This is a genomic window from Pseudomonas sp. NPDC087639, from assembly GCF_044743385.1.
In the GTDB taxonomy this organism is placed as follows: Bacteria; Pseudomonadota; Gammaproteobacteria; order Pseudomonadales; family Pseudomonadaceae; genus Aquipseudomonas.
Genome location: NZ_JBIUWI010000001.1, coordinates 47,194 through 60,382, shown reverse-complemented (window position 1 = coordinate 60,382; position 13,189 = coordinate 47,194). Strand labels below are relative to the sequence as shown.

The 13,189-nt window shown below is 58.1% G+C and carries 14 protein-coding genes and 3 tRNA genes; 8 read left to right on the top strand and 9 right to left on the bottom strand.

Features of this window, described 5'->3' with window-relative positions; all coding sequences use genetic code 11:
- The first annotated feature begins 78 nt into the window (after positions 1 to 78).
- From modA to ACIOVB_RS00245, 8 genes are all read left to right on the top strand, one after another.
- Positions 79 to 846 carry a molybdate ABC transporter substrate-binding protein gene (gene modA / locus ACIOVB_RS00280; RefSeq protein WP_401263881.1) on the top strand — a complete coding sequence of 256 codons (768 nt, stop codon included), beginning with the start codon at positions 79 to 81 and terminating at the stop codon, positions 844 to 846.
- Positions 847 to 1,527 carry a molybdate ABC transporter permease subunit gene (gene modB, locus ACIOVB_RS00275; protein ID WP_187679922.1) on the top strand — a complete coding sequence of 227 codons (681 nt, stop codon included), beginning with the start codon at positions 847 to 849 and terminating at the stop codon, positions 1,525 to 1,527.
- A gap of 3 nt (positions 1,528 to 1,530) precedes the next feature.
- Complete coding sequence (gene modC / locus ACIOVB_RS00270) at positions 1,531 to 2,610, top strand: molybdenum ABC transporter ATP-binding protein (RefSeq protein WP_401263879.1); 1,080 nt, start codon at positions 1,531 to 1,533, stop codon at positions 2,608 to 2,610.
- A gap of 72 nt (positions 2,611 to 2,682) precedes the next feature.
- Complete coding sequence (locus ACIOVB_RS00265) at positions 2,683 to 3,720, top strand: DNA topoisomerase IB (RefSeq protein ID WP_401263877.1); 1,038 nt, start codon at positions 2,683 to 2,685, stop codon at positions 3,718 to 3,720.
- A gap of 146 nt (positions 3,721 to 3,866) precedes the next feature.
- On the top strand, positions 3,867 to 5,504 hold the full coding sequence (locus ACIOVB_RS00260) for an ABC-F family ATP-binding cassette domain-containing protein (protein WP_401263875.1): 1,638 nt from the start codon (positions 3,867 to 3,869) through the stop codon (positions 5,502 to 5,504).
- Positions 5,505 to 5,575: 71 nt separating this feature from the next.
- Positions 5,576 to 5,806 (top strand): hypothetical protein, encoded by a 231-nt coding sequence (locus ACIOVB_RS00255; RefSeq protein ID WP_401263873.1) that lies wholly within the window; start codon positions 5,576 to 5,578, stop codon positions 5,804 to 5,806.
- A 120-nt stretch (positions 5,807 to 5,926) separates the two neighbouring features.
- Positions 5,927 to 6,157, top strand: a complete 231-nt coding sequence (locus ACIOVB_RS00250) for a hypothetical protein (RefSeq protein ID WP_123449131.1) — start codon at positions 5,927 to 5,929, stop codon at positions 6,155 to 6,157.
- A 261-nt stretch (positions 6,158 to 6,418) separates the two neighbouring features.
- The gene (locus ACIOVB_RS00245) at positions 6,419 to 6,703 is read left to right on the top strand and encodes a hypothetical protein (protein ID WP_401263872.1); all 285 of its coding nucleotides are present in this window, start codon (positions 6,419 to 6,421) and stop codon (positions 6,701 to 6,703) included.
- A 78-nt stretch (positions 6,704 to 6,781) separates the two neighbouring features.
- Here the strand turns inward: ACIOVB_RS00245 and ACIOVB_RS00240 are convergent, their stop codons facing one another.
- From ACIOVB_RS00240 to ACIOVB_RS00200, 9 genes are all read right to left on the bottom strand, one after another.
- Positions 6,782 to 7,657 (bottom strand): LysR substrate-binding domain-containing protein, encoded by an 876-nt coding sequence (locus ACIOVB_RS00240; protein ID WP_401263870.1) that lies wholly within the window; start codon positions 7,655 to 7,657, stop codon positions 6,782 to 6,784.
- Between the two features lie 181 nt (positions 7,658 to 7,838).
- A tRNA-Leu gene (locus ACIOVB_RS00235) sits at positions 7,839 to 7,925 on the bottom strand.
- 194 nt (positions 7,926 to 8,119) lie between these two features.
- Positions 8,120 to 8,193: transfer RNA gene (locus tag ACIOVB_RS00230), tRNA-Cys, on the bottom strand.
- Between the two features lie 45 nt (positions 8,194 to 8,238).
- Positions 8,239 to 8,314, bottom strand: a tRNA-Gly gene (locus ACIOVB_RS00225).
- 60 nt (positions 8,315 to 8,374) lie between these two features.
- Positions 8,375 to 8,935: a CDP-diacylglycerol--glycerol-3-phosphate 3-phosphatidyltransferase gene (gene pgsA, locus ACIOVB_RS00220; protein ID WP_007950102.1), complete on the bottom strand. Its 561-nt coding sequence runs from the start codon at positions 8,933 to 8,935 to the stop codon at positions 8,375 to 8,377.
- A gap of 32 nt (positions 8,936 to 8,967) precedes the next feature.
- Positions 8,968 to 10,791, bottom strand: coding sequence for an excinuclease ABC subunit UvrC (gene uvrC, locus ACIOVB_RS00215; protein ID WP_401263868.1), 1,824 nt, complete (start codon positions 10,789 to 10,791; stop codon positions 8,968 to 8,970).
- 2 nt (positions 10,792 to 10,793) lie between these two features.
- Entirely contained in the window at positions 10,794 to 11,435 is a 642-nt protein-coding gene (gene uvrY, locus ACIOVB_RS00210) for a UvrY/SirA/GacA family response regulator transcription factor (protein WP_016984198.1), read from the bottom strand.
- Positions 11,436 to 11,562: 127 nt separating this feature from the next.
- Positions 11,563 to 12,006, bottom strand: a complete 444-nt coding sequence (locus ACIOVB_RS00205) for an N-acetyltransferase (protein WP_187679929.1) — start codon at positions 12,004 to 12,006, stop codon at positions 11,563 to 11,565.
- Positions 12,003 to 12,764, bottom strand: a complete 762-nt coding sequence (locus tag ACIOVB_RS00200) for a carbon-nitrogen hydrolase family protein (protein WP_401263866.1) — start codon at positions 12,762 to 12,764, stop codon at positions 12,003 to 12,005. Before ACIOVB_RS00200 ends, ACIOVB_RS00205 begins: the two co-directional genes overlap by 4 nt.
- Positions 12,765 to 13,189: the final 425 nt, after the last annotated feature.

Below are 13,189 nucleotides of genomic sequence, written 5' to 3'. Positions count from 1 at the left end.
TAGCGATTTCACCTCTGCATCGGCGCAGTCCATTCCAATAAGAACTGCCCTCTGCACCGCCAATAACGGAGCTGTTTCATGACCATTCTTGCCTCACGTTTTGCCCCTGCCTGCCTTGCATCCTTGCTGGCGGTCTTCGCCATTGGCGCAGTTCAGGCTGACGAAGTACAGGTAGCGGTTGCAGCCAACTTCACCGCTCCGATCCAGGCCATCGCAGCCGACTTCGAAAAAGACACCGGGCACAAACTGGTCGCAGCCTATGGCGCCACCGGCCAGTTCTATACCCAGATCAAGAATGGCGCACCGTTCGAGGTGTTCCTCTCGGCTGACGACACCACCCCGGAAAAGCTCGAAAAAGAAGGCGACACGGTTAAAGGCTCGCGCTTCACCTACGCCATCGGCACTCTGGCGCTGTGGTCGGCGAAGGACGGTTACGTCGATGCCCAGGGTGAAGTGCTGAAGAAGAACGCATACCAGCACCTGTCCATCGCCAACCCTAAAGCCGCGCCATACGGCTTGGCCGCCACGCAGGTATTGGAAAAGCTCAAGCTGACCGAAGCCACCAAAGCCAAAATCGTTGAAGGCCAGAACATCACTCAGGCCTATCAGTTTGTCTCCACCGGCAACGCCGAACTGGGCTTTGTGGCGCTGTCGCAGATCTACAAGAACGGCAAAGTCAGCAGCGGTTCGGCGTGGATCGTCCCGGCCAGCATGCACGACCCGATCAAACAGGACGCGGTGATCCTCAACAAAGGCAAGGACAACGCCGCTGCCAAGGCGCTGGTTGAATACCTCAAAGGCCCGAAAGCCGCTGCAGTGATCAAGTCTTACGGTTACCAGCTCTAAATGTCGCTGACGAGTGCTGATTTCGCGGCGATCTGGCTGACCCTGAAACTGGCGTCCCTGACCACCGTGATCCTGTTGATTGTCGGCACTCCGATTGCCCTGTGGCTGTCGCGCACCCGCTCGTGGCTGCGCGGCCCGATCGGGGCGATTGTCGCCCTGCCCCTTGTGCTGCCGCCGACCGTCATCGGCTTCTATCTGTTGCTGATGATGGGGCCACACGGCTTTCTCGGCCAGTTCACCCAATGGCTGGGGCTCGGCACCCTGACGTTCAGTTTCACCGGACTGGTGATTGGTTCGGTGATCTATTCCATGCCTTTCGTGGTGCAACCGTTGCAAAACGCGTTCTCGGCGATCGGCACCCGTCCGCTGGAAGTGGCCGCGACGTTGCGCGCCAACCCGTGGGACACGTTTTTCAGCGTGATCCTGCCGCTGGCCCGTCCCGGTTTTGTCACTGCGGCGATCCTCGGCTTCGCGCATACCGTCGGTGAGTTCGGCGTCGTGCTGATGATCGGCGGCAATATTCCCGACAAGACCCGCGTGGTCTCCGTGCAAATCTACGACCACGTCGAAGCGATGGAATACGCCCAGGCTCACTGGCTGGCGGGCGCGATGCTGGTGTTTTCGTTTCTGGTGTTGCTGGTGCTGTACTCCAGCCGTAAAACCCGCGCGGGCTGGAGCTGATCAATGATTGATGCACGTCTTCAACTGGCTTACTCAGGCTTTAGCCTGGATGTCGATCTGCACTTGCCGGGCCGCGGCGTCACCGCACTGTTCGGCCATTCCGGTTCTGGCAAAACCACCTGCCTGCGTTGTATTGCCGGGCTTGAGCGCGCCGACCACGGTTTTATCCAGATCAACGAAGAAGTCTGGCAGGACAGCGAAAACGGGATTTTCGTCCCGCCGCACAAACGCGCATTGGGTTATGTATTTCAGGAAGCCAGCCTGTTCCCGCATTTGTCGGTGCTGGCCAATCTGCAATTCGGCCTCAAGCGCATCGCCAAGTCGCAGCGTCGCGTAGACATGGCGCAAGCCACCGAACTGCTGGGGATCGGTCATTTGCTCGAGCGGCATCCGCAGCATTTGTCCGGTGGCGAGCGTCAGCGTGTCGGCATCGCCCGCGCGCTGCTGACCAGTCCGAAATTGCTGCTGATGGACGAGCCACTGGCCGCGCTCGACAGCCAGCGCAAAAACGAAATCCTGCCGTATCTGCAACGCCTGCATGACGAACTGGATATTCCGGTGCTGTACGTCAGTCATGCGCAGGATGAGGTCGCTCGTCTGGCCGACCATCTGGTGTTGCTCAACGATGGCAAGGCCCTGGCCAGCGGCCCGATCGGCGAAACCCTCGCCCGTCTGGACTTGCCGATGGCAATGGGCGATGACGCCGGCGTGATCATTGAAGGTCAGGTCAGCGCCTACGATACGGACTATCAGTTGCTGAGCCTGCAACTGCCGGCCACCGAAATGAACATTCGCGTCACTCATGCACCGATGGCCGTGGGCCAGGCCTTGCGCTGCAAGGTACACGCGCGCGACATCAGCCTGGCCCTGCACAACGACGCTTTCAGTAGCATCCTCAATCGCCTGCCGGTGACCGTGATCAGCGAGCAAGCGGCAGACAACGCCGCCCATGTGCTGATCCGTCTCGACGCTGGCGGCACTCCGCTGCTGGCACGCATCACACGGTACTCGCGCGACCAACTGGGTGTGCGTCCGGGTCAGCAACTCTGGGCGCAAATCAAGGCAGTCGCAGTGCTCGCCTAAATCCGTTGGCACGACGGCATCAGTGCGCGGTCAATCGTTTTACAGACCGCCGCGCCAACGAAGGAAGCCGCCATGCCCGATACCGCGCTGACCGATGCACTGCCATCCGACCTGCATTACGTCGATGACACACAGCCCGGCATCACCCGCAAAAAACTGCGCGGCAAGTTCAGCTACTTCGAACCGTCGGGCCAGCGCATCACCGATCCCGACGAAATCAAACGCATCAACGCTCTCGCCGTGCCGCCGGCTTACACCGACGTGTGGATCTGTCTCGACCCACGCGGCCATCTGCAAGCCACCGGTCGCGATGCCCGTGGCCGCAAGCAATACCGCTATCACGCGCGCTGGCGCGAAGTGCGCGACGCCGACAAATATTCGCGGCTGCGCGAGTTCGGTCTCGCCCTGCCGAAGTTGCGAAAACAGCTGGAAACCTTGTTGGCTGCCCCCGGTTTCAGCCGCGACAAAGTCATGGCCACGGTGATCACCCTGCTCGATGCCACGCTGATCAGGGTCGGCAATACGCAGTACGCGCGGGACAATCGCTCCTACGGCCTGACCACCCTGCGCAGTCGGCATGTCGAGGTTAACGGCAGTGCGATCCTGTTCCAGTTCCGGGGCAAGAGCGGCATCGAACACCAGATCACCGTGAAGGATCGGCGCCTGGCGCGGATCATCAAGCGCTGCCTGGAGCTTCCTGGCCAGAACCTGTTCCAGTACTTGGACGAAAACGGCGAGCGGCACACCGTCAGCTCCTCCGACGTCAACACCTACCTGCAAACCCTGACCGGCGCTGACTTCACTGCCAAGGACTATCGCACCTGGGCCGGCAGCGCCTTGGCACTAGCGGTTTTACGCGAACTGAAACACGAGTCCGAAACGGAAGCCAAACGGCACGTGGTGGAAATGGTGAAGGGTGTCGCCAAACAGTTGGGCAACACGCCAGCGGTGTGCCGCAAGTGCTACATCCACCCGGCGGTGGTGGAAAAATTCATGCTCGGTGCCCTCGCCGAATTACCGCGCCCGCGCGTGCGCAAGGGCTTGCGGGCCGAGGAAGTGGCATTGGCGATGTTTCTCGAACGCATGAGCGAGATAACGGCTACACCTTGATCGATTGCGCGTCGTCCTCTAGGCTAGCCACCTTTCCCCTCCTCAGGACGACCGCAGAAGTGAACAACTCAGCCCTCTGAAAATGTAATCGCGACACGCCGCAAACGGCGCTTGTCAGTTTTCACGACATTTTTCTGGAGGTGCCGATGACTCACGTCTCGCGTACGCCCGCACTCGTCTCGCTGAATCAACTGGGTTTTCAATTCGCCAATGGCGAGACGATTTTCAACGACCTGAATCTGAAATTCGATCATCTGCCGACCGCTATCGTCGGACGCAACGGTGTCGGCAAAAGCGTACTCGCGCGGCTAATTGCCGGGCAGCTGCGGCCCACAACCGGCAGCGTGGTGAGTTCTTTTACTGTGCATTACGTCTCACAAAACTTCGTCGCACCACCGGGGCAAACCGTGGCCGACGCAACGGGCGCGGCCTCCCTTCTGGCGGCCCTGGGGCGACTCAACCTGGGGCACGCCAGTGCCGGGGATTTCGACATCATTGGCGAACGCTGGGATTTGCCGGAACGCTTGCGCCAGTTACTCGATGAGTGCGGACTGGCCGACATCGCGGCGAACGATCTGACGGCCAACCTCAGCGGCGGCCAGCAAGCCAGGATCGCCCTGATTGGCGCGCTGCTGAGCCCGGCACAATTACTGGTGCTGGATGAACCGACCAATCATCTCGACAGCGCGGGCCGGCAGTGGCTGACGAAAAAACTCGAAGAATGGCGCGGTGGCTTGATCGTCGTCAGCCATGACCGGCAGTTGCTGGAGCAAATGCGCAAAATCATTGAACTCACGCCTTTGGGCGCCAGCGTCTTCAGCGGTTGTTATTCGGAATTTGCCGAACAACGCCGAATCCATCAAGCCGCTGCGCAAGCTCAAATTGATCAAGCCCGGATCGAACGCCAGCGCGAGCGTTCGAGACTGCAACGCGAGCACGATGCGATCCAGCGCCATGCTGCCGGCAGCCGGCGTAAAGCTGAGACTGCCAACGTGGCCAGCTTCGAACGAGTGGCCGCTAAAGCGGCTGCGCGAGAAATCATGGGCAAGGTGCGCCACGGGCATCAGGCACGTAAATCCGATCTGGATACTCGTGTGCGCGACGCTTATGCGAACGTCGTGCCCGCCGACGGGGTGCTGATCAACCTGCCGGGCAGCGTCGTGCCGAGCAAGCGTCAGGTCTGCACACTGGTCGATGCGTGCCTGCCATGGCTGCCGATTGGTGCGCCTTCTACGCGGGTGAGCCTCGCCATCCACGGGCCGATGCGCATTGCCGTCAGCGGCCCCAACGGGTGTGGCAAATCGACTCTGCTGAACATCCTCGCCAATGACCTGAGACCTGTGTGCGGTGAATGCCTGACCCACGTGCCTTTTGCGTTCATCGATCAACAATTGACGCTGCTGGATGAGCGGACATCCATCCTTGAGCAACTGAAGGCACAACAAACGCCATTGGACGAAGGCACCTTGCGCAGCTATCTGGCGCATCTGCAACTTAATGCGCAGCGCGTCACCTTGCCCTGTGCCTCGCTCAGTGGCGGTGAACGCCTGAAAGCCGCGCTGGCCCTGGCATTGTGGCGCCAGACGCCGGCGCAATTGTTACTGCTTGATGAGCCGACCAATCATCTTGATCTGGCATCCGTGGAAGCTTTCGAGCGGGCATTGCAGACATTTCCCGGGGCGATCGTCGCCGTTTCCCACGATCAAACGTTTCTACGCGCCTTAAACCCGACCCATGATTTGATTTGGCATCCGCAAGGTTGGCACCTGCAACCGACGAGTTGACCTGTCTATTTTTTGCACGATCGCCGGGGGCTTCTATAGTTGATGTGACACGAATCAGCTGCGGTGACGCCATGGAAGACATTTTCGTCGTGAAGCGTTGCAACAAGATCATTATTCACGGTCGACGCGCCGAGGACAGCCAGCATGATCCCGCCGAAGCCATTGGCTGGTTTCGTATCTGCGATACACGCACAGGCGGCTTCATCGGCGATGGCTACGACGCGGAAGCAGACGCTCGGCGCGAATGCACCCGTCTCAATGCAGTCAGTTCGCCCATTACGGCCCGCGAGTCTTCCGGCTGATGCCGAGCAGAAGCGGGTCTATACTGAAACCAGCTGAAGGAGCGGCGCCCCAACGGCAGAAGGCTCGCAAATAGCGGGCTTTTTGCTGCCGCTCAGCGGTTTCACGAACGGAGGTGTTCCATGTCCGAAAAAGAGTCCATCACCACCCTCCTCACCCTGCTCGACGCCCGGCAGGCGCGCCTCGCGGCAGCTTGCAAAGAGATCGCCGACTGGGTCGATCACCAAGGCGGACACCCGACCGCCCTGCGAATCCGCGATCGCCTGAACGATATCGAGAAAGACGCGCCGCTGATCCGCAACACGCTGACAGCGCTCAAGCCAATCGATCGGCCGCTACCTCGGTTCAGATAGCACCGGTTGGCAATAAGGCTTCATACGCGGTGACGCTTGTGCCACCGCGGCGTCGCCTGTGCGGCATTTATATTCTTCGCTCAGGGATTTGGTTCTTTTCACATAACCATCACATCTAAGCGCTTACAGTGAAATTACTCCTTTAGAAAGTCCCCCTCTCACCCGCCCGCATGCGGGTGTTTTTTTGCCTGCAGTTCCACTCACCGAACGGCGCTATCTACGAGTTGTCATAACCTGTACACGTCACGAAGGAGACGGTCCATGGTTATCCATTTCAACGTCGGCGGGCATCTGGCCTGCGGCCACAAAGGCAAGCAACTCTCTGCGAGCAAGGAACTCAATCGCGTGAAGTGCCGCAGTTGCCGTAATACCGATGCCTACAAACAGGCGAGAAAAGATCAACGCAATGCAGCCCGACGCAGCGCACGGCACGCAAAAACCACTCATGGCGCAACAAACTGGCGCGCAGAATGGATCGAGCGGCTGACGACGATGGCCGGGCTTCAACGCTTGCCTCGTGGTTTTGCCGGGCAGGCATTTGTTTAGAGCGGGATAAAAAATGGGCCGAGCAAGTCGGCCCATTTTTGCGTTAGTTGTTACTCAGAAGACAGTTTCGCCAGGGATCTATCTCGCGGCGAGAATCTCCTCAAGAAAATCAATAAACACATTGATCCGGCTAGCCCCCCGGTGATTGGGCAAATACAGCGCATTGATGCAACTGCTCGCACTGCCGGGATTGACCTCATAGTGTTCCAGCAATCGGGTGAGTCGCCCTGCCGCGACGTCGTCGCGCACCAGCCAATCGGCCAGTAATGTCACCCCGCCGCCCGCTATTGCTGCTTCGCGCAGAATATCGGCGTTGTTGCTTTGCAGGCGACCGTGGACGTTGAGCTGGATGGTTTCTTCGTCGCCCTGAAAGGTCCAGTGCAGGTGGGAGCCAGCGTAATCAAAGCGCAGACATTGGTGTTCGAGCAGGTCGCGGGGATGGCATGGCGTCGGGTGCCGACTCAAATAATCCGGGCTGGCCACCACCCAGCGCTGGAACGCCCCTACCCGCTTGCTGACGATATCGTCGCTGACCACCGAGGAGCCGAGGCGCACGGAAACATCGATCTGCTCACTCAAAAAATCACTGACCTGGTCGCTCAACGACAGGCTGATTTCCAGCCCCGGATGACGATCCAGCAGGCGACTCAAATGCGGCGCAATGATGCGCCGGCCAAACTCGACGGGGACGCTGATTCGCAATCGTCCTTGCGCGTCGCTGCCACGATCGGCGACGACCGCGTCGGCCTCATCGATGGCATCGAGAATGGCCACGGCTTTCTCGAAATAGGTTTGTCCGGCGACAGTGACGCTGGTATTGCGAGTCGTGCGGTTGAGCAGGCTGGCGCCGAGCTCGTTTTCCAGTCCCGCCACCTGGCGCGTCAGCCGAGCACTTTCTTTGGTGGCGATCACCGTGGCTACGTGGATTACCCGGTTGCGCCGGCGACGTTCCAAGAGTGACTTTCTTTGGGCCTACAAGGCAGGAGCCAATGGTGACGTTACAAAAAATCACGTGGGCTATGGCTCGTCGAAGGATATGACTATTTGCGAGTGAATCGCGGTGCACAGTCCATATTATGGCGGGCAAAAAAATAAGGGCTCGCATGAGAAATCTCATGCGAGCCCTTGATATTCATGGTGCCCGAAGCCGGAATCGAACCGGCACGCCCTTACGAGCGGGGGATTTTAAGTCCCATGCGTCTACCAGTTTCGCCATTCGGGCGGTAGCGCGGTGTAGCTCATTTCAACTGCCGAGTCGCGATCCTGACAGGATGCACGCTAAGCAGCAGAGCGGGAAATATATACATCACTTCCCGGTGAAGCAAGTTCGCAATGGCCGTATTCAAGACAAAATCTTGCAGCGCACTGGAAATAAAAAAGCTCCGTAAATCATGGATCTACGGAGCTTGTTTATAGTGGAGGCCGAGGTCGGAATCGAACCGGCGTAGGTGGATTTGCAATCCACTGCATAACCATTTTGCTACTCGGCCTCAAAGCATCTGCTGTCAGTAGCACAACAACAAACACGTACAAATTGGAGCGGGAAACGAGACTCGAACTCGCGACCCCGACCTTGGCAAGGTCGTGCTCTACCAACTGAGCTATTCCCGCTTGGTGTGGCGCATTCTATAGATTTCAGAAGCCCCGTCAACCCTTTGATTCAAAAAAGTTTTATTTCTTTTCAACATCGGTTTTCAGATGTGGCCAGGCAGCGCGAAGGTATTGAACCATCGACCACAAAGTCAGACCTGCCGACACCATCAGCAAGGCATAACCGAGGATCACCCAGAAACTGAAGTCTTTCGGATTGGCCAGCAGAATGACCAGCGCCAGCATCTGCGCAGCGGTTTTCCATTTGCCTAGATTCGATACAGCTACATGAGCACGGGCGCCGAGTTCGGCCATCCATTCACGCAATGCCGATACGACAATCTCACGACCGATGATCACGGCAGCCGGCAGCGTGAGCCAGAGATTACCGTGTTCTTGCACCAGCAGTACCAGCGCCACCGCGACCATGAGTTTGTCGGCGACCGGATCAAGAAAAGCGCCGAACGGAGTGCTTTGTTCCAGACGGCGGGCCAGATAACCATCCAGCCAGTCGGTGGCTGCCGCAAAGGCAAACACCGAGGCGGAGGCCATGTAACTCCACTGGTAAGGCAGATAGAACAGCAAAATGAAGATCGGAATGAGCAGGACGCGTAGAACGGTAATCAGATTAGGGATATTCATCGGCACAACTGGCTACGAGGTGAAGGGGCATTCTACTCGCTATGCAGGTTTGCATAAATCGACTCTGCGAGCTTTTTACTGATCCCCGGGGCTTTGGCGATCTCTTCGATGCTTGCACGAGACAGCTCCTGCAATCCACCAAAATGTTTCAACAAGTCGCGACGTCGGGTCGGCCCGACGCCGGCAACGCCTTCCAGTGTGGACGTGCGGCGTGTTTTACCGCGGCGTGCGCGGTGTCCGGTAATTGCGAATCGGTGGGCCTCATCGCGGATCTGCTGAATCAAGTGCAATGCGGGTGAGTCGCCGCGCAAGGTGAACTCGTGCGCGGCATCATTCAGATACAAAGTTTCAAAGCCGGCCTTGCGGGTTGCGCCTTTGGCCACACCGAGCAAGATCAGATCCGGGACTGCCAGCTCATTGAGAACGTCACGGGCCATCGATAGCTGCCCCTTGCCACCGTCGACCAGCAGAATATCCGGTAACTTGCCCTCGCCGTCCTTGAGCTTACTGAATCGTCGCGTCAGCGCCTGGTGCATGGCGGCATAGTCGTCACCTGCCGTGACACCTTCAATGTTATAGCGGCGGTAATCCGACTTGATTGCGCCCTCCGGGCCAAAGACCACGCAGGACGCGACCGTAGCCTCGCCGCTGGAGTGACTGATGTCGTAGCATTCCAGACGCTGTGGCGGCTCATCCAGGTTCAACACCTCAGCCAGTGCATCAAAACGCGCTGCCGTGTGCTGCCGATTGGCAAGGCGTGCGCCCAACGCCTGTTCTGCGTTGGTGACGGCCAGTTGCTGCCAGCGCGCGCGGGTGCCGCGCACCCGATGACTGATGGCCAATTCTCGACCGCGCAGTTCACTAATCGCCTCGATCAGTGTCGGGAAGTCCTCATGCACGACGTTAACAATCAGTTCGCTCGGCAGGTCGCGCTCTGGGCTGCTGATGAAATACTGCCCAAGAAACGCCGCCATGACTTCAGAAACGTCTTCTTCGATCCCGACTTGCGGGAAGAAATTCTTGCTGCCCAGCACGCGTCCGCCACGGACACTGATCAGATGCACGCAGGCACCGCCCGGGTTGACGAAGGCAGCGATGACGTCAATATCACCCGTGCCCCCTTCCATGCTCTGCTGGTCCTGCACGCGGCGTAGCAGCGCGATCTGATCACGCAGCTCGGCGGCACGCTCGAACTCAAGGTTGATCGCCGCCTCTTCCATTGCCGTGGACAGCTCATTGGTCAGCGCATGACTGCGCCCTTCAAGAAACATCACCGAGTGGCGCACGTCTTCGGCATAAACATCAGGCTCGACCAGCCCGACGCAAGGTGCCTTGCATCGCTTGATCTGATATTGCAGACATGGGCGTGTGCGGTTCTTGTAGTAACTGTCTTCACACTGACGAACGAAAAACGTCTTTTGCAGCAAACTCAGGCTTTCGCGAATGGCGCCGGCACTTGGATAAGGCCCGAAGTATTTGCCCTTGGCCTTTTTTGCCCCGCGATGGATGCTTAAACGCGGGAACTGCCCATCTGACAGAAAAACATAGGGATAGGATTTGTCGTCGCGTAGCAGGATGTTGTACGGCGGCCGCCATTCCTTGATCAGTGTCTGTTCAAGCAGCAGCGCTTCCGTTTCGTTGGCGGTGATGGTCGTTTCGACCTGAGCAATGCGACCAACCAATGCAGCCGTTTTCGGCGCCAGCCCGGTCTTGCGAAAGTAACTCGCCAAGCGCTTCTTCAGGTTTTTGGCCTTGCCGACATACAACAGGCGCGCATCGCTGTCGAACATGCGATAGACGCCGGGGCGCCCGCTGACGGTAGACAGGAAGGCGCTGGAATCGAATGTTTCAATCATGGTCAGAGGCTGGCATCAACCATGCCGTGACGAACCGCCAACAGTGTCAACTCGACGTCGCTGCTGATCGAAAGCTTTTCGAAAATACGGTAGCGATAGGTGTTAACGGTTTTCGGCGACAGGCACAACTTGTCGGAAATGATTTGCACCTTCTGACAGCCGACAATCATCAAAGCGATCTGGATTTCACGCTCGGATAAAGCGTCGAAGGGCGAATCGTTGGACGGCTGAAAGGACTTGATCGCCAATTGTTGAGCAATCTGCGGGCTGATATAACGCTGACCGGCAAAGACCAGGCGAATGGCCTGAACCATCTCCGGCAAACCCGCGCCTTTGGTCAGATAGCCAGCAGCACCTGCCTGCAGCAACCGAGTAGGAAAAGGATCCTCCTCACACACCGTAACCGCGACCACTTTGATGTCCGGATGACTGCGCAACAGTTTTCGCGTGGCTTCCAGGCCGCCGATGCCGGGCATCTTGACGTCCATCAACACCACATCGGGTTTCAACTCTCGGGCCTTGATCAGGGATTCTTCCCCGGATTCGGCCTGGCCCACCACCTGCAAGCCATCAATATCGGCCAGCATCCGTGTAATGCCTGTACGAACGAGATCGTGGTCATCGACCACTAGCACCCTAATCAAGCAGACACCTCGCGATATGGTCTTATTGGGATGCCGGACACCTTAGCAAAAAGTACCGGACAGACCTAGCGGCAAGCATCATTTAAAAAGTTTCAATTCATCATTGAGGGCTTGCCCGCCGTGGGCTTCAGAGCACAGGTGTACCGATATCCAGCTGCATCCGCAGGAAACACTCGTCCTCGCCTTGCACGCGTAGTCCTTTTCTTTCATACAAATATTTCGCCGGGTTATTTTCAAACACGGTGAGTCGCAAAGCCGGGCGCCTTTGCTGATGAGCCATGCCAATAACCTGATCAATCGCCCAAGAACCTGCACCCTGCCGCTGAAAGGCTTCAGCAATCTGCAGTTCACGAATATACAGTGCGCGCGCATCTCGGCTGAGACTGAAAAAACCTGCCGGCACATCATCACGCAATATCAGCCAGTTCTCGCGCCCCAGCCATGCAACATCGAATGCCTCGTCCTGCCACAACAGGTCATGATGAATGTAGTAACGCAGCATGTTCTGACAAGTAAGGTAGCGCGAAAACGCCAGGTCCTCTGTTGTCGCAGGGCGTGCCTGGAATGTCATTGAGCCTGTTCCACGTTAATGACTCGCCCCTGCCATGCACCGGCGTCACGCCGGGCGACCACGAGAAGATCACCCGACCCCGGCGCCGCAGCAATCAGTGAACCGTCCTCGGACCAAATCGCGCTACGCCCCGCCGACTGCCAACCGCCGGTAAGGCCACTATGGTTGGCCATCAGCACCGCCATCGCATGTTGTCGGGCATAACCCTGCAGCACCGCGGCGTCTGCGTCGTAGCCCTGCTCACTGATTAACACACCCGCAGCGTAAAGGTCGGCGCCTAGATCAGCGGCCGCAGCCGCATGGCTGGCATGAGAGAAATCGGCGCAGACCGCCAGCGCTACCTTATCGTTACCGATGCTCAGGGATGACCCGCCGAACCCAGCGGCGAAGACCCGCTCCTCGCCCGAGTGCAGATGTTGTTTGCTGTACACCCCAAGCGATCCGTCGGCGCCCAGAACCAGTGCGCCAATCAATACCGCAGAACTGTGTTTCAGTCGAATCGGCATGCCGACGACAGCCGTCACACCCAGTGCGTGCGCCAGATCCCGTAGTGGCTGAATCACAGCTTCCTGTGGATCGATGGCCAATGCCGCAGCCACCTCGCCTTCGTAGCCGGTCAGTGACAGCTCAGGAAACACCAGCAACTCCACACCCTGCTCCCCCGCGACCTCGATGAAGCGCATATGGCTGGCGATGTTTGCGGCAAGATCGCCAGCAATGGAAGTAGTCTGGGCGGCTGCAATGTTCAATGTCGACATGATTCAACCTTGGTCATCAGGCAAAACGCTGAGTGTGTCACAACTCATGCAGCGCTCAAGCAATAGGCATTTGGCTAGCCGCGCTATAGCATTTTCTGATTGCTGAGGCGTGTCGGCCTCTAGTAAGCTCGGCGCATTCATCGGAGACAGACCATGTTCAACGCCCTCTCACAGCTTCGTACCGCCAGCGCACTGCGCTCGGTTGCGGCTGCCCGGGCGAATGACGTTTGCGCTCCGGTCAGCTTTTATTTTGGGTATTGGTTTAGCCACTGGCGCGCCTGATACCCAAACGGCGCCCATAAAAACGGGTCGCCTACCAGAGATTTCTCAACCCCCGGTCGGCTTCCCGACCGGGGGTTTTGTTTTTTCAGGCCCAAAATTTTTCAGCAACACATCAGACACCTTGAGGATTTACGCAATGAACT